General features: G+C 48.0%; 14 protein-coding genes. All 14 read left to right on the forward strand.

Annotated elements, in window-relative coordinates; translation table 11 throughout:
* Window positions 1-62 precede the first annotated feature (62 nt).
* The 14 genes from DZC79_RS15045 to DZC79_RS15110 all read left to right on the forward strand — a co-directional run bounded on the left by DZC79_RS15045 (window position 63) and on the right by DZC79_RS15110 (window position 15,726).
* Complete coding sequence (locus DZC79_RS15045; RefSeq protein WP_232831841.1) at window positions 63-752, forward strand: MotA/TolQ/ExbB proton channel family protein; 690 nt, start codon at window positions 63-65, stop codon at window positions 750-752.
* Window positions 753-888: 136 nt separating this feature from the next.
* The gene (locus tag DZC79_RS15050) at window positions 889-1,920 is read left to right on the forward strand and encodes a glycosyltransferase family 4 protein (protein ID WP_118952429.1); all 1,032 of its coding nucleotides are present in this window, start codon (window positions 889-891) and stop codon (window positions 1,918-1,920) included.
* 37 nt (window positions 1,921-1,957) lie between these two features.
* Window positions 1,958-3,283 carry a UDP-glucose dehydrogenase family protein gene (locus tag DZC79_RS15055; protein ID WP_118952430.1) on the forward strand — a complete coding sequence of 442 codons (1,326 nt, stop codon included), beginning with the start codon at window positions 1,958-1,960 and terminating at the stop codon, window positions 3,281-3,283.
* Window positions 3,284-3,467: 184 nt separating this feature from the next.
* The gene (locus tag DZC79_RS15060) at window positions 3,468-5,885 is read left to right on the forward strand and encodes an SLBB domain-containing protein (RefSeq protein WP_118952431.1); all 2,418 of its coding nucleotides are present in this window, start codon (window positions 3,468-3,470) and stop codon (window positions 5,883-5,885) included.
* 129 nt (window positions 5,886-6,014) lie between these two features.
* The gene (gene rfbB, locus DZC79_RS15065; protein WP_118952432.1) at window positions 6,015-7,076 is read left to right on the forward strand and encodes a dTDP-glucose 4,6-dehydratase; all 1,062 of its coding nucleotides are present in this window, start codon (window positions 6,015-6,017) and stop codon (window positions 7,074-7,076) included.
* A gap of 12 nt (window positions 7,077-7,088) precedes the next feature.
* Window positions 7,089-7,445 carry a phosphomannose isomerase type II C-terminal cupin domain gene (locus tag DZC79_RS15070; RefSeq protein WP_118952433.1) on the forward strand — a complete coding sequence of 119 codons (357 nt, stop codon included), beginning with the start codon at window positions 7,089-7,091 and terminating at the stop codon, window positions 7,443-7,445.
* Between the two features lie 39 nt (window positions 7,446-7,484).
* Complete coding sequence (rfbC, locus tag DZC79_RS15075; RefSeq protein WP_118952434.1) at window positions 7,485-8,021, forward strand: dTDP-4-dehydrorhamnose 3,5-epimerase; 537 nt, start codon at window positions 7,485-7,487, stop codon at window positions 8,019-8,021.
* A gap of 38 nt (window positions 8,022-8,059) precedes the next feature.
* Complete coding sequence (locus DZC79_RS15080) at window positions 8,060-9,061, forward strand: mannose-1-phosphate guanylyltransferase (RefSeq protein ID WP_118952435.1); 1,002 nt, start codon at window positions 8,060-8,062, stop codon at window positions 9,059-9,061.
* Window positions 9,062-9,064: 3 nt separating this feature from the next.
* Window positions 9,065-9,928, forward strand: a complete 864-nt coding sequence (gene rfbA / locus DZC79_RS15085; RefSeq protein WP_118952436.1) for a glucose-1-phosphate thymidylyltransferase RfbA — start codon at window positions 9,065-9,067, stop codon at window positions 9,926-9,928.
* A 6-nt stretch (window positions 9,929-9,934) separates the two neighbouring features.
* Window positions 9,935-11,008, forward strand: coding sequence for a GumC domain-containing protein (locus tag DZC79_RS15090; protein ID WP_118952437.1), 1,074 nt, complete (start codon window positions 9,935-9,937; stop codon window positions 11,006-11,008).
* Between the two features lie 136 nt (window positions 11,009-11,144).
* The gene (gene gmd, locus DZC79_RS15095) at window positions 11,145-12,260 is read left to right on the forward strand and encodes a GDP-mannose 4,6-dehydratase (RefSeq protein WP_118952438.1); all 1,116 of its coding nucleotides are present in this window, start codon (window positions 11,145-11,147) and stop codon (window positions 12,258-12,260) included.
* Between the two features lie 25 nt (window positions 12,261-12,285).
* Window positions 12,286-13,227: a GDP-L-fucose synthase gene (gene fcl, locus DZC79_RS15100; RefSeq protein WP_118952530.1), complete on the forward strand. Its 942-nt coding sequence runs from the start codon at window positions 12,286-12,288 to the stop codon at window positions 13,225-13,227.
* A 68-nt stretch (window positions 13,228-13,295) separates the two neighbouring features.
* Window positions 13,296-14,573: a nucleotide sugar dehydrogenase gene (locus DZC79_RS15105; protein ID WP_118952439.1), complete on the forward strand. Its 1,278-nt coding sequence runs from the start codon at window positions 13,296-13,298 to the stop codon at window positions 14,571-14,573.
* A 25-nt stretch (window positions 14,574-14,598) separates the two neighbouring features.
* On the forward strand, window positions 14,599-15,726 hold the full coding sequence (locus DZC79_RS15110; RefSeq protein ID WP_118952440.1) for a DegT/DnrJ/EryC1/StrS family aminotransferase: 1,128 nt from the start codon (window positions 14,599-14,601) through the stop codon (window positions 15,724-15,726).
* The last annotated feature ends 16 nt before the right edge of the window (window positions 15,727-15,742 follow it).

A 15,742-nucleotide genomic window follows, 5' to 3' on the forward strand; every position in this document is an offset into this window, starting at 1 on the left:
TAATATTTGCTTTTGTATATTTGCCCCAATAGACTAAAACCTGTATCGATTTGATGTCCCGGATGCTTTTTCTGCAAACTGCCACCGACTCGCTGGCGCCTGTGATCCAGCCTGCTGCCCAGGCTCCCGAACAACTTTCCCTGTGGTTCCTTTTGAAAGAAGGCGGCGTGCTGATGATTCCGCTGGCATTGTGCAGCATACTGGCCGTTTATATCTTTGTAGAGCGGTTCATTGCCATTCGCAAAGCGGGCAAAGCGCCTGCCGACTTTATGCACCGCATCCGGGAGAAGATCACGGAAGGCAGCATACAGGGGGCGCAGTCGTTGTGTAAAAATTATGAAGGCTCTTTGCCCAGGGTGATCAGCAAAGGCATAAGCCGTATCGGCAAGCCGATGGACCATATCGAAAAGTCGATGGAGAGCGCCGGCAAGCTGGAAGTGTACCAGATGGAAAAGAACCTGGGTATACTGTCGACCATCGCTGGCATTGCGCCGATGTTCGGCTTCCTGGGCACCATCGCCGGTATGATCGTGCTGTTTTCCAATATCCAGCATACCAATACCTTCGAGATCGGTACGATTGCCGGCGGTATCTACACCAAAATGGTGACCTCCGCTGTAGGACTCATTATTGGCCTGCTGGCCTATGTGGCACATAATTACCTGAATGCCCAGATCAATAAAAACGTGAACCGCATGGAGGCTGCCTCCAGCGAATTTCTTGACATACTGCATCAGCCCGCCGCCGTATGAGGCAAAAAGCTGAAAACCAATAGAAGCACAGGGCTGTGGTCTTGTGCTTCCCTGTAAAAATAGCCTTTGAAAAAAACCGACAACCAAACATACTATAATTCCGTTTTCAACGTTAGGAAACGGTAATGCATAACCCATGTTACATGAAGTACAGTACTTTTACATTCTGATTGCTTTTGCCTTGTCCCTGCTGGTCCATTACCTGGTGATCGAACTGACCCACCGGAAAGGAATTTTTATGGACGAGCACGATAAAGTGCAGAAAATGCATGCTATGCCGACGCCCCGCATCGGTGGCCTGGGTATTTTTCTTTCCTCGATGTTCATGCTGAACGATACCCTGGGCGGCTATTTCATGCTGGCTTCTATTCCTGCTTTTGTAGCGGGTTTCCTGGAAGATTACTCCGGCAAGGTTAGCCCCGAGCAGCGGCTGGCCATCATGTGCCTCTCCTCTGTAATGGCCCTGATCATGATCCCGGATGTGGTGCTGACTGAATGGCCGTTGGGGCAGGTGCCCATGGCGCTTGGCGTTCTGGCCAGTGTTTTCTTCATTATTGCCATTATTAACGGGGTCAACTTCATCGATGGTCAAAATGGCCTGGCTTCCGGTACGGCGCTCATCAGCCTGCTTGCACTGGCCGCCCTGGCATTCACCCAACGCAATGGCTCGTTGATGTACATATGTCTGATACTGGCTGTAGCGGTACTGGCTTTCCTGATCTACAATTTTCCGGGAGGAAGAATATTCCTGGGCGATGGCGGTGCTTACCTGCTGGGCTTTATGATCGCAACGATCGCTATCGTTATGGTGCAGCAGCATGCCGGCTCGGTATCTGCCTTGCTATTGCCGGCGGTGCTGATCTACCCCTTCTGGGAAGTCTTGTTCTCTACGCTGCGAAAGCTGTTTTACGACCGTATTTCCCCGTTCCATTCTGACGATTACCACCTCCATCAGCTGCTCTTCCGAAACAGGGCGAAAGGAAAGGGATATCGTCCGGCGGCCCTTATGCTCCCGGCCCAGGCGGTTGCTGCTTTCTTTGTAGTTTTGTTGCGCAATAGTCCGGCAGGCTTGCTTTGGATCATACTCCTTTATATCCTGCTCTATTGCGCTGTATATTTTAATGAGCGCAGGTTGGATGGTTTAAGGAATAAGGCAGTCAAAGCCTGACCCTCGTCTTTCGCATTAATCCCGGTTTTTCAAAAGCATGAAAATAATTGTTGTCGGAACAGGCTATGTCGGTTTGGTTACAGGAGCCTGCCTTAGTGATGTGGGCGCCGAAGTGGTATGTATTGATATCGACCAGCAGAAGATCAGAAACCTGCAGGCTGGAATTTTGCCCATATATGAGCCAGGCCTGGAGGAGATCGTGCATCGCAACGCACAGAAGGGAAGGCTGAGCTTTGGCACGGATATTGCGTCCGGCATCCGCGAAGCAGACGCGATCTTTATTGCTGTGGGTACACCGGAAGGGGAAGATGGCAGCGCAGACCTCAAATACGTTATTGCCGTGGCCGAGCAAATAGGGGAGCATCTGGAGGATTATGCGGTAATCGTTACGAAAAGTACGGTTCCGGTCGGCTCTTCAGTCAAAGTTAAAGAAGCGATCAGCGCCTCTATGGCCCGGCACGGACGCCAGGTCCCTTTCGATGTGGCCTCTAATCCCGAATTTCTTAAGGAAGGCGCTGCGATCAACGACTTTATGAGCCCCGATCGCATCGTGATCGGCGTGGAAAGCGACCGGGCCGCCAAAGTAATGGAGCAGATATATAAACCATTTCTTTTAAATGGCTTCAGGATCATATTTATGGATATTCCTTCTGCTGAGATGACAAAGTACGCTGCTAATGCGATGCTGGCTACCCGTATCAGCTTTATGAACGACATTGCCAACCTTTGCGAAATACTGGGCGCCGACATTAACCAGGTGCGTAGCGGTATCGGCAGCGATCCGCGCATCGGCAACAAATTTCTTTACGCCGGCATCGGTTATGGCGGTTCCTGTTTCCCCAAAGATGTTAAGGCGCTGATGAGGACCGGGGAGCAGCATGGGCATCCGTTAAAAATGCTGGAAATCGTAGAGGAGATCAATGAAAAGCAAAAGCTGGTTCTTTTCCGGAAATTGTGCCGCATATTGGGAACAGATCTTACCGGCAAGCGGATCGCAGTATGGGGATTGTCGTTTAAGCCGCAGACAGATGATATGCGGGAGGCGCCCTCTATTGAGACGATCCATGCGCTGGTGCGGGCGGGCGCCGAGGTGAGGGCTTATGATCCGGTGGCCATGAAAGAAGCCGGTCGGCATATTGATCAGCCCGTCACTTATACGGAAGATGAATATACAGCGCTGGAAGATGCCGACGCCCTGATGCTGCTTACTGAATGGCGGGAGTTCCGTCTGCCCGATTGGGAACGGGTGAAAGCGCTGATGCGCAGGCCGCTCATCCTTGATGGCCGGAATATTTATAATGCAAAAGAGCTGGAAGCACAAGGTTTTGTGTATCAATGTATTGGTGTTGGAAACCAGGGATAATCCAGGATTTATGGTATGGCATTTAGGTAAATGCGAAATTTATATTAATTTTCCCTTGATCCGGGCACCGGGGCTCAAGCATGGCCAGGATACCGGAAAAGAACATTAATTTTGCCCACCCGCCGGAAGACGGCTTCCAGTTGGTACCGGATTTTTAAAAAGTACTCTTGATCATTCTGTTATCATGCAAATTAAAGCACCCAGGATCTACATATTTAAAATATTGCCTGCATTGTTGCTGCTATTGGGATGTGCTGTTACCGGCTATGCCCAGCAACCGGTTCCGAAGCAAACACCAACACGTCAGATACCTACGGTTGATCCCGCCACAGCAACCCCTGAACAGGTGAAGGAGATACTTAACCAAAAGGCGGACAACTCTGAGCAGAATAAAAACCAAGACGACCAGCAGGCGAAACAGGATAAGCAGCAGGAAACAGGGGAAAAAGAAACCGATATTGAGAAAAGGAGAAAGGTAGCAGAGGGAATTAAGCCTGAGGCGGGTCTGCCCATTTTTGGAAATGAAATCTTCAATAACCCTTCTTCTTCTTTCGTGCCCGATGCGAACAGGCCTGTACCCCAGAATTATATCCTGGGCCCTGGTGATAAGCTTCAGATCTCTGTGACCGGGAACTCCGTAACCAGCTTTGATCCTACTGTCAGCCCCGATGGTTCCATCTCATTGAGAGAATTCGGAAAAGTATTTGTAGGCGGGCGTACCATCGAAAATGCAACGGAGACGATCAAAGCCAAGCTACGCGCCAATCGTTTTGCTGTGGACAACGGGACCAATGTCGATGTCACACTATTGAATGTAAGAACGATCAGGGTCACTTTACTGGGAGAAGTAAAGATGCCCGGCGATTATAATATCAGTTCGCTGAGTACGGTGTTTAACGCGCTGTATGAATCGGGCGGGATTACAAACGACGGAACGTTCAGGGGGATACGGGTAATCCGAAACAGTGAGGAGATCGCGCAGATCGATATGTACGAATACCTGCTGAACGGCGATCTCCGGAGCAATATCCAGCTTCATGACGGCGATATCATCAGGGTTCCGGAATATCGCGTGCGGGTGAGCATGGAAGGAGAAGTGAAACGACCGGCCTACTTTGAAGTCATGCCCGGAGAGGCGCTGAGAGACGTGATCCGGTTTGCCGGCGGATTTACCGATTACGCTTATAAATTCAGCATTAAGGCCGTTCAGCTCACCGAAAAGCAGCAAAGATTGAGGGATATCGATCAAAAGGACTTTGATAATTATATCCCGTTGAAAGGCGATAAATATGTTGTTTCCCGAATTTTAAATAAATATGAGAACCGGATCTCGATAGCGGGGGCAGTATATCGTCCCGGTGACTACGAACTTACAGACGGCCTTACATTAAAAGAGCTGATCGCAAAGGCCGATGGCTTGAAAGAAGATGCCTATCTGGAAAGGGGTTATATTACCCGGCTTAAAGAAGATAACAGCTCCGAAGTCATTCCGTTTTATGTGAAGGCCATTGTAGAGGGAACGGCGGAAGATATCCTGCTGATGCGGGAAGACGTGATCCACATCTCTTCTATATTTGACTATACAGATGCTTATACCGTAAATATCGCAGGAAAGGTACGGGCCGGTGGTACCTTCCCTTATTTTAACGGCATGACGGTAGAAGATCTGATCCTTAATGCGGGAGGCTTTGCTGATGGAGCCAATATGGTGGAAGTCGAAATTGCCCGACGGGTTAAAGACAGTGATCGTAAGGCTAAGGATGCCAAGCTTGCCAATATTATCAAAGTGGTTATAGATAAGGATCTTAAGCTTGCCGAGTCGAAGTTTAAGCTGGAGCCCTTTGATGCTGTTTCCATTTTCTCTCTGCCGGGTTATGTGCAGCCACAAATGGTGACAATTGAAGGCGAAGTGATGTATCCCGGAACTTATGCTATGCTGACGAAAAATGACAGGATATCCGACCTGATTGCCAGGGCAAAGGGCTTCACAGCCTATGCTTACCTTAACGGTGCTTCGCTGAGGAGAGGCGATTATATTGCCACAGCTTCAGATGCAGAGAAGCAGGACCTGAAAATACAGCAGTTCACGGAAAAGCAAATTGAAGCGACAGACGGAAAGTCGGCGGTGAATCTTTCTAACCCTACCAAGCGTAATGATTTTGTAGATATCGACCTGAGTTATGTACTGAAAAATCCGCGAAGCCGAAAAGATCTGATCCTGTTAAATGGAGATGTGCTGAATGTACCGCGTGAGTTGCAGACGGTGAAGGTAACGGGTGAGGTATATTCACCAAAAACAACTGTTTATGCTTCCGGGCAGAGTCTGAACGAATATGTCATGCGTAGCGGAGGGTATACAGAGGATGCTCTGAAAAAGCATGCCTATGTTGTTTATGCCAATGGTGCCAGCAAGGGCACACGCCGGTTCCTGTTTTTCAGGAATTATCCCAATATTGAACCCGGTGCTGAAATTTTTGTGCCCAAGCGCAAGCCACACAAAGAGAGGGATGGAACTGCATTGGTACAAACTTGGGTAGGGCTATCGGCCAGTGTAGCCTCAGTGGCTGCGCTTGTAGTAGCGCTCGTCAATTCAAACAAATAAGTTCGATGGTTTGGGTTTGGGATAAGGCTTGCTAAGTTGTTAAGCTGTTTATGTACCTTTGCGAGCTTATTGTGTATATAGAGATTTTTTATTTGCCAAATATTGCCTGCGACCAGAATTGATTTAGCTATGAATGCCGAAAAGACGATTGTAATTACCGGTGGCGCTGGTTTCATTGGTTCGCATGTAGTGCGGCACTTTGTCAATCACTATCCTCAATATAATATTGTCAATCTTGACAAACTGACTTATGCAGGTAATCTGGCTAATCTTAAGGATATCGAAGGGAAAGAGAATTACAGATTCATTAAAGGCGATATTGTAGATGCCGCATTTATAGATCGTTTGTTTTCCGAACAAAAGCCCGATGCCGTTATCCACTTGGCGGCGGAGTCTCATGTTGACCGGTCTATCAACAGCCCCATTGAATTTGTAATGACAAATGTTGTGGGCACGGTTAACCTGCTCAATGCAGCCAGGACCTGTTGGAAAGAAGATTACGATAAATACCGGTTCTACCATGTTTCAACAGATGAAGTATATGGTGCGTTGGGTTCAGATGGTATGTTTACCGAAGAGACCCGCTATGATCCCCATAGTCCGTATTCGGCATCTAAAGCCAGTTCCGATCATTTCGTAAGGGCCTACAGGGATACTTACGGCATGAATACTGTAATTTCCAACTGCTCCAATAACTATGGCCCCTTTCATTTTCCCGAGAAGCTGATCCCGCTCGCGATCAACAATATTAAGCACAATAAGCCGATACCAGTATATGGTAAAGGGGAGAATATAAGAGACTGGCTTTGGGTAGAGGACCATGCAAAAGCGATTGATCTTATTTTTCATAAAGCGCAGGCTGGCGTCACCTACAATATTGGAGGACACAACGAGTGGAAGAATATCGATCTGATCCGGCTGCTTTGCAGTATCATGGACAGAAAATTGGGAAGGGAGCCTGGAACCTCGGCCCAACTGATCACTTTTGTGACCGACCGAGCAGGTCATGATCTGCGTTATGCCATTGATGCTACCAAGCTGCAACGCGAGTTGGGCTGGGCGCCCAGTCTTCAATTTGAAGAAGGGCTGGAGAGGACCGTTGATTGGTACCTGGCCCATGAAGAATGGCTGGAGCAAGTGACCAGCGGCGCTTACCAGAAATACTATTTGGACCAATATTCAATAAGCTAATATTTCAAACCAATGGAACATGATGTACGCCCTTGGGGTGAGTACTGGGTTCTGGAAGACAAGGACTCTCATAAGGTAAAGCGGATTGAAGTAAAGCCGGGAGGCCGGCTCAGCTATCAATACCACCACCATCGGTCGGAAGTGTGGACCATTATATCCGGAATCGCCACCGTGACTATTGAAGGGGAGCAGAAGAAACATGGTCCGGGCGAAGTTGTGAAGATTGAAGTCATGGCCAAACACCGTGTGGCCAATGAGGAACAGGAACCCCTGGTCATTATTGAAGTGCAATTGGGCACTTACTTTGGAGAGGATGATATTATCAGGCTGGATGATGACTATGCCCGGGTCGATCTCGACAATAAATAAAGGAAGTGATACCCTGGAGCATCACTTCAATACTGAGTTATGAATATTATTGAAACTAAATTGTCAGGCTGTTTTATTATCGAGCCGAGAATTTTTGACGATAACAGAGGATATTTTTTTGAAAGCTTTAATGAAGCCCGATTTGAGGAGCTGACCGGCCAAAATGGACGGTTTGTACAGGACAATCAGTCTTCATCCGGTTACGGCGTAATCAGAGGCCTGCACTTTCAACATGGCCCTTACGAACAGGCTAAGCTGGTTCGTGTCCTCCGGGGCAAGGTGTTGGATGTAGCGGTAGACCTGCGTAAAGGTTCAGAAACCTATGGACAATGGATCGCGGAAGAGCTTTCAGCCGACAATCATCGCCAGTTATATGTGCCCAGAGGCTTTGCCCACGGATTTTCTGTTTTGAGCGAGCAAGCAGTATTGCTTTATAAATGTGATAATAGTTATTCCAGGACAGCTGAAGGCGGAATCCGGTTTGACGATCCTACGCTCAATATTGATTGGAGAATTCCTCCGGAGCAAAGGATATTGTCGGAAAAAGATTTGCAATTGCCATTTTTTAAGTCATAATGCCAGGCGTTCCGTTGTGGGAATGCAAAACCTGAAGCATGTCAGTAGTTAACGTTATACTATCGGGAGGAGTGGGAAGCAGGCTATGGCCTTTATCCAGGAAATCCAGGCCCAAGCAATATATATCTATTTTCGAAAACGAAAATACGCTATTCAGAATGTGTGCCTTGCGCAACCATAAACTGGTTGACCAAATTCAGGTTATCGGAAGTGTGGATAACTACGAGCTTTCCAGGCAGGAGTTTGCGCTTGCCGGGATCGGCGGTTATAGCGAAATCATAGAGGCTGCGCCCCGAAATACAGCTGCATCCATTGCTTTTGCCGCCTTTACTGCGCAACCTGAAGATATATTGCTGGTAACACCTTCCGATCATATCATTTCGGGAAGCGAGCTGTATGAAGAAACAATGAAGCAAGCTATAGCATTGGCGAAGCGGGGTCATATCGTTACTTTTGGCGCCATACCACAACAACCGGAAACAGGTTATGGTTACATCGAGTACAACGAATCATACGATGTAACGGCCTTTAAGGAAAAGCCAAGCCTGGAAACGGCCATGACTTATGTGTCCAGCGGGAAGTATCTCTGGAATAGCGGTATGTTCTGCTTCAAGGCATCGGTTTATCTCGATGAGCTGAAAAAGTATGCTCCTGCTGTATTTGAAGCAGCCAGGAAGGCTATTGAAAAATCGGATGACGGATTTCTGCCGGTAAAGGAAACCATGGAAATTCCTGCCATAAGCGTAGACTACGCCGTCATGGAGCATTCGAAGATTATTAAAGTGATCCCCTTCCGGTTTGAGTGGAACGATCTTGGGTCATTTGACGCCTTATGGGATTATCTCGATAAGAGCGGGAGCAATGCCGAAGGAAAGAACCTTGTGCTGGGGTCCAGTAAGCATGTGGAGTTTATAGGAATGGAGAGTACGATATTGGTTGAGACAGACGATGCAATACTGGTATTGCCACGTCATCTGGCTCAGGAAGTCAAAGCGGTGTACGAAAGACTTGAAAAAGAAAAGCCTGAATTATTAAAATAGTTTATGACGAAAGGTATTGTGCTGGCGGGTGGTTCCGGAACAAGATTGTACCCTATCACTATGGGTATCAGCAAACAGCTGATGCCTATATACGATAAGCCCATGATCTATTATCCGGTATCGGTATTGATGATGGCAGGGATCAGCGAGATCCTGATCATTACTACCCGGGAAGATCAGGCGGGCTTCATCAGGCTATTGGGTGACGGAAGCCAGTGGGGCTGCCGCTTTGAATATGTGATCCAGGAAGAGCCCAACGGATTAGCGCAGGCGTTTGTACTTGGCGCACCCTTTATAGGAACAGATAAGGTAGCCCTGATTCTGGGCGATAATATTTTTTACGGAAGTGGTTTGGCCCGGTTATTGCAGGAGAACAGCGATCCTGAGGGTGGCGTGATCTTTGCTTATCGTGTCAGCGATCCGGAACGATATGGTGTTGTTGCGTTTGACGAAGAATTTAATGCAATATCTATCGAGGAGAAGCCAAAGCAGCCCAAATCCGATTATGCCGTACCTGGGTTATATTTTTATGACAACTCGGTACTTGAAGTAGCACGAAACATAAAGCCTTCCCCGCGTGGCGAATACGAGATTACTGACGTCAACAAGTATTATCTGGAGCAAGGTAAATTAAAGGTGGGCGTATTGGGTAGAGGCGTAGCCTGGCTGGATACCGGTACACATGATTCGCTGATGCAGGCCAGCCAGTTTGTCCAGGTTATTGAAAACCGGCAGGGGTTAAAGATTGGCTGCCCTGAAGAAATCGCCTATCGCATGGGCCTGATCAATAAAGAGCAATTGGCCCTATTGGGAGAATCGCTTAAAAAAAGCGGCTATGGTATTTATCTGTTAAACCTGTTAAAGTGACTCTCCATGCAAGCTAACCAGCAAGTAAAACAAAATGAGGAGATTTCAATAAAAGAACTGCTGCTGATCCTGCGAAAGCAGATCGTATATATCAGATCTCAATGGAAGATCATACTTGTCCTTTTTATAATCGGTGGCGTAGCCGGCTACGTTTATGCCAGAAGCAAAACGCCCCTTTTTCAGGCCGAAAGCACATTTGTCCTGGATGAAGGACGGTCAGGTGGCGGTGCCTTCAGTGGCCTGGCCCTGCTGGGAATGGGCTCAGACGCTTCCGCCGGTCTTTTTTCCTCGACCCAGAATATTGTCTGGCTGTATAAAAGCCGGATGATGCTATACCAAACCTTGATTACTCCTGTAACTTACAACGGGCGTCAAAGATTGCTGATTGACATTTTTCTGGATGAAAGCGGTATAAGGAAGGAAATAAACAAAGATCCCCAACTCAAAAATATCCACTTTCAGGAGGGGAAAACTTTGGATAGTCTTTCTAAAGAACAGACTAGTCTTGTCCTTTCCTGCATAAATATGCTTAGGAAACCAAAGTACCTGGAGGTAACCGAAACAAGCAAAGCCGAAAATCTCATAACTGTTTCTTTTAAATCGAAGGATGAGCAATTCTCTAAGCTGTTTACAGAAACGCTGGTGAATAATGTAAACCAGTATTATATTAAAACCAAAACAGAAAAAACAACTGTAGAGGTAAAGCTATTGGAGAGAAAGGTCGACAGTGCTCGTATGATGTTGAGCACAAACATGTACCAGGTCGCTTCTTCTGTTGAAGATATTCCTTATGCTAACCCGGGAAAGGCAACATTGCAGGTAACACCGTCCCGGAAGAGGATTGATGTGGATGCTATGTCGGCTATGTATGTCGAGCTTTCCAAGAACCTTGAAACCAGGCGTATGGCGCTCGCGCAGGAGACGCCGCTGATACAGCTTTTAGATGGGCCTGTTTATCCGTTGAATGTGATAAAGCCATCTGGAGTGATGCTCGCGACTGTAGGTGCTATCCTGTGCACATTGCTCGCCATTGTAATTCTAATCGCCAGAAATTGGTATAAGAGTATTATGAAAAGTTAAAATAAAATAGCCGCAACCCCAAAATAGTCGCGTATTTATTGTCACGGCACTTGCAAAGGGGGAAAGCTATACCCTAAAATAATAAACGCCTGATCCGAACCAATTAATGAACCTTCTCTTAAGCCAATTCAACTAAATGTCGTCAAAAGTAGCATTAATAACAGGTATTACAGGACAGGATGGCGCTTATCTGGCCGAGTTCCTCCTCAATAAAGGATATATCGTCCATGGGATCAAAAGGAGAAGCTCCCTTCTGAATACAGATCGCATCGACCATTTGTACGAAGACCCTCATGTAAACAACCGGCATCTGGTTCTCCACTATGGAGATCTTGGCGACAGCACCAACCTGATCCGTATTATCCAGGAGGTACAGCCTGACGAAATTTATAACTTGGGGGCCATGAGCCATGTAAAGGTGAGCTTTGATACCCCGGAATATACGGCCAATGCCGATGGCATCGGTACATTGCGTATACTGGAAGCCGTGCGGCTGCTGAGGCTGACCGAAAAAACCAGGATATACCAGGCCTCTACATCAGAGCTGTATGGCCTGGTACAAGCCATACCGCAGAGCGAAACCACGCCTTTTTATCCGAGGTCGCCGTACGCGGTTGCTAAGCTGTATGGATACTGGATCACGGTTAACTACCGGGAAGCCTACAATATGTATGCCTGTAATGGTATATTGTTTAACCACGAAAGTCCGCTTCGAGGTGAAACCTTCGTTACCCGTAAAATTACCAGGGCGGTAGCGCAAATGGCGCTGGGACTGCAGGATAAGCTGTATATCGGTAATCTCGATGCCAAAAGAGATTGGGGACATGCCCGTGATTATGTAGAAGCCATGTGGCTCATCCTGCAGCAGGACAAGCCCGAAGATTACGTCATTGCAACAGGCATTACGACCACTGTACGCGACTTTATTAGTATGGCTTTTGCCGAAGTGGGTGTAACGCTCGAATTCAGAGGAGAAGGTGTGGAAGAGAAGGCCTATATCAGAGAATCGGCAGGCGGCTATGCTTTTGTGTCCGGGCAGGAAGTCGTATGCGTAGACCCCCGTTATTTCCGGCCCACGGAAGTAGAGCTGCTGATCGGAGATCCGACAAAAGCCAAAACCAGGCTGGGCTGGGAGCCTAAATGTACCTTACCGGAATTGGTGAAGGAGATGATGGCTTCCGACATCGACATCTTCAGAAAGGAGAAAATACTGAAAGAAGCAGGCTTCGATATCTTCCGTCAGTATGAATAAGCGTACGGTACTCTAAAAAATGACAATGCAACCTTCAGATAAAATATATATAGCAGGTCACAGGGGAATGGTAGGTAGCGCTATCCGCCGGAACCTGGAATCCAGGGGTTTTAATAACCTGGTCCTAAAGACCTCTTCCGAGCTGGATCTGCGCGATCAGCAGGCGGTGGCTGCTTTTTTTGAAGCGGAGCAGCCCGGCTATGTTTTCCTGGCAGCCGCTAAAGTGGGTGGTATTGTAGCCAATAATACTTACAGGGCTGAATTTATTTATGATAACCTGATGATCCAGAACAATGTGATCCATGAGGCTTACCGCAACCAGGTAAAGAAGCTCATGTTTCTGGGGTCATCCTGCATCTATCCTAAGCTGGCGCCCCAGCCGCTGAAAGAAGAATACCTGCTTACCGGTGAGCTGGAGCCTACCAATGAGCCCTATGCCATAGCCAAGATCGCCGGTATCAAAATGTGTGACGCTTACAGAAGCCAGTACGGATGTAATTTTGTGTCGGTAATGCCGACCAACCTGTATGGGCCTAACGATAACTATGATCTTCAGAATTCGCATGTATTGCCCGCCATGCTGCGTAAATTTCACGAGGCCCGTGTACACGGCATTCCAGAGGTGACGCTTTGGGGCACCGGCGCTCCGTTGCGCGAGTTTCTGCATGCCGACGATATGGCGGATGCCTGTGTGTACCTGATGCAGCACTATAATGAACCCGGCCCGATCAATATCGGTGTGGGCGAAGACATCCCGATCAGGGACCTGGCGGAGATGATTAGGAATATTGTAGGTTATGAAGGCAATATCGTATGGGACAGCAGCAGGCCCGATGGTACGCCCCGGAAGCTGATGGATGTGTCGAAGCTGAGCAGCCTGGGCTGGAAAGCAAGCATAAGGCTGGAAGATGGCATACGCGAGGTATATGCCGGTAAGTTTTTAAATAGTGTGGATACCCTGAACTGAATGGCTGAAGGCGGAGACGCCGGCCATTGTTCTTTTTCATAAACAAAATAAAAGCAGAAAGCGTTTTTATGACTAGCAAAATTGCCGTTATCGGTCTAGGTTACGTAGGCTTGCCCCTTGCTATTGAATTTGGTAAGAAGTATAAAGTGCTGGGCTTTGATATCAAGCAAAACCGCATCGAAGAGCTTGCCAAAGGTGAAGACAGCACCCTGGAGGCCAATATTGAAGACCTGAAACAGGTTACGGCGCAGGTAAGCGAGGATAGAGGGCTTACGTTTTCCTTTGACGTGGAAGAGCTGAGGAACTATAACGTGTATATCGTAACCGTGCCCACGCCTATCGACCAGTTCAAGGCTCCCGACCTCACGCCGCTGATCAAGGCTTCCGAAATGCTGGGCAAGGTACTGAAGAAAGGAGATATCGTTATTTACGAATCTACTGTTTATCCCGGCTGTACCGAAGAAGATTGTGTTCCGGTCCTGGAGCGCTTTTCCGGGCTGAAGTTCAATACCGATTTCTTCTGCGGTTATTCTCCCGAAAGGATCAATCCCGGCGATAAGGTCAATACGCTGACCAAGATCAAGAAAGTAACCTCCGGCTCTACTCCCGAGATTGCCGATGTTGTGGACAATCTCTATTCCTCTATTATCACTGCCGGTACTCATAAGGCGCCCAGCCTTAAAGTGGCCGAAGCTTCCAAAGCGATCGAGAATGCACAACGCGATGTGAACATCTCTTTTGTCAATGAGCTTTCGCTTATTTTCGACCGTATCGGTATCGATACTACCGACGTGATCGAAGCGGCAGGTACCAAGTGGAATTTCCTCAAGTATAAGCCCGGCCTGGTCGGCGGCCATTGTATTGGCGTCGATCCCTACTACCTGGCACATAAAGCCGAGTCCCTGGGCTACCATCCGCAGGTGATCCTTTCCGGTCGGAGAGTAAATGACAATATGGGTATGTTCGTGGCCAATAAGGTCATTAAGCTGATGATCAAAAAAGGGCACAAGATCGCCGGTGCCCGCGCCCTGATCCTGGGGATTACTTTCAAGGAGAATTGTCCCGACATCCGTAACTCCAGGGTAATTGACATTTATAACGAACTGAAGCAATTCGGGCTTAATGTTGAGGTGTTCGATCCCCATGCCAATAAGCATGAAGTAGCGGAAGAATACGGCATTACCCTGACGGACGGACTTGGCGGCGCTTACGATGCTATCGTCCTGGCCGTAGCCCACAATGAGTTTATCCGGCTGGATTATGCCAGCATCCGGAACGGGAACGATACCGTGATCTTCGACACCAAGGCCTGCCTGGACAGAGCTCTGATCGATGCCCGGCTATAATCATTAAAACGTATAAATATAGACTATGAACTTACAAATGGTTGATCTGAGAGGTCAATACCAGCATATTAAAGAAGAAATAGATACCGCAGTGCTGCAGGTGATCGATTCTACCGCATTCATTAACGGACCGCAGGTAAAGCAATTCTCCGATAACCTGGAACAGTATCTTGGCGTAAAGCATGTAATCCCCTGCGCTAATGGAACAGATGCTTTGCAAATTGCACTGATGGCCCTTGGGCTTCAGCCCGGCGACGAGGTAATAGTGCCCTGCTTTACCTATGTGGCCACAGCCGAGGTCATTGCCCTGCTTCAGTTGAAGCCTGTCATGACCGAAGTTGATCCGGTTACGTTCAACCTTACAGCGGAGCTCTTTGAAAAAGCCATAACGCCGCGAACCAAAGCTGTGGTGCCGGTACACCTGTTCGGGCAGTGTGCCGATATGGAGCCAATTCTGGCCGTAGCGCGGAAACACAATATTTTTGTAATTGAAGATACGGCTCAGGCCATTGGCGCCGATTATACCTTCTCCGACGGAACGGTGAAAAAGGCCGGTACCATGGGCGATATCGGATGTACATCCTTTTTCCCGTCCAAAAACCTGGGATGCTATGGCGATGGCGGCGCCTTGTTTACCAACGACAGCGATCTGTTTCAGAAAATAAAAATGATTGCCAATCACGGGCAAGCCGTTAAATATCATCATGAGGTCGTTGGGGTCAACTCGCGCCTGGATACGATACAAGCCGTTATCCTGGATATTAAGCTGAAGCATCTCGACAGCTATGCCCGCGCCCGGAATACTGCTGCAGCATACTATGACAAGGCCTTGGGTCAGTTGGATTGGATCAGCATCCCCGCCAGGCAACATAACTCTACGCATGTTTTTCACCAGTATACCCTCAGGCTCACCGACCCTGCTGACCGGGATAAACTGAAAGCGCATCTGGAGGCGCAGAAGGTGCCGGCAATGGTATATTATCCTATTGCTTTACATTTGCAGCAAGCTTTTAAAACGAAGGCCTTCGGTCCCGGCGATTTTCCCGTATCGGAAATGCTGTGCAGCCAGGTAATATCGCTGCCTATACATACGGAATTAACAGACGAGCAATTGGATTTCATTGTCAATGCCGTGCTTTCTTTTAAAAGGTAAATTAACGATTCCAGGA

Origin of the sequence: Taibaiella helva, assembly GCF_003545695.1 — a bacterium.
Taxonomy (GTDB): domain Bacteria; phylum Bacteroidota; class Bacteroidia; order Chitinophagales; family Chitinophagaceae; genus Taibaiella; species Taibaiella helva.

What these genes read in the sequence shown, in the direction of transcription:
- gmd (WP_118952438.1), top strand. Translation starts at nt 11,145, where the DNA reads ATGTCGTCAAAAGTAGCATTAATAACAGGTATTACAGGACAGGATGGC.
- rfbB (WP_118952432.1), top strand. Translation starts at nt 6,015, where the DNA reads ATGAATGCCGAAAAGACGATTGTAATTACCGGTGGCGCTGGTTTCATT.
- rfbA (WP_118952436.1), top strand. Translation starts at nt 9,065, where the DNA reads ATGACGAAAGGTATTGTGCTGGCGGGTGGTTCCGGAACAAGATTGTAC.
- DZC79_RS15110 (WP_118952440.1), top strand. Translation starts at nt 14,599, where the DNA reads ATGAACTTACAAATGGTTGATCTGAGAGGTCAATACCAGCATATTAAA.
- DZC79_RS15090 (WP_118952437.1), top strand. Translation starts at nt 9,935, where the DNA reads ATGCAAGCTAACCAGCAAGTAAAACAAAATGAGGAGATTTCAATAAAA.
- fcl (WP_118952530.1), top strand. Translation starts at nt 12,286, where the DNA reads ATGCAACCTTCAGATAAAATATATATAGCAGGTCACAGGGGAATGGTA.
- DZC79_RS15080 (WP_118952435.1), top strand. Translation starts at nt 8,060, where the DNA reads ATGTCAGTAGTTAACGTTATACTATCGGGAGGAGTGGGAAGCAGGCTA.
- DZC79_RS15045 (WP_232831841.1), top strand. Translation starts at nt 63, where the DNA reads ATGCTTTTTCTGCAAACTGCCACCGACTCGCTGGCGCCTGTGATCCAG.
- DZC79_RS15055 (WP_118952430.1), top strand. Translation starts at nt 1,958, where the DNA reads ATGAAAATAATTGTTGTCGGAACAGGCTATGTCGGTTTGGTTACAGGA.
- DZC79_RS15050 (WP_118952429.1), top strand. Translation starts at nt 889, where the DNA reads ATGTTACATGAAGTACAGTACTTTTACATTCTGATTGCTTTTGCCTTG.
- rfbC (WP_118952434.1), top strand. Translation starts at nt 7,485, where the DNA reads ATGAATATTATTGAAACTAAATTGTCAGGCTGTTTTATTATCGAGCCG.
- DZC79_RS15105 (WP_118952439.1), top strand. Translation starts at nt 13,296, where the DNA reads ATGACTAGCAAAATTGCCGTTATCGGTCTAGGTTACGTAGGCTTGCCC.
- DZC79_RS15060 (WP_118952431.1), top strand. Translation starts at nt 3,468, where the DNA reads ATGCAAATTAAAGCACCCAGGATCTACATATTTAAAATATTGCCTGCA.
- DZC79_RS15070 (WP_118952433.1), top strand. Translation starts at nt 7,089, where the DNA reads ATGGAACATGATGTACGCCCTTGGGGTGAGTACTGGGTTCTGGAAGAC.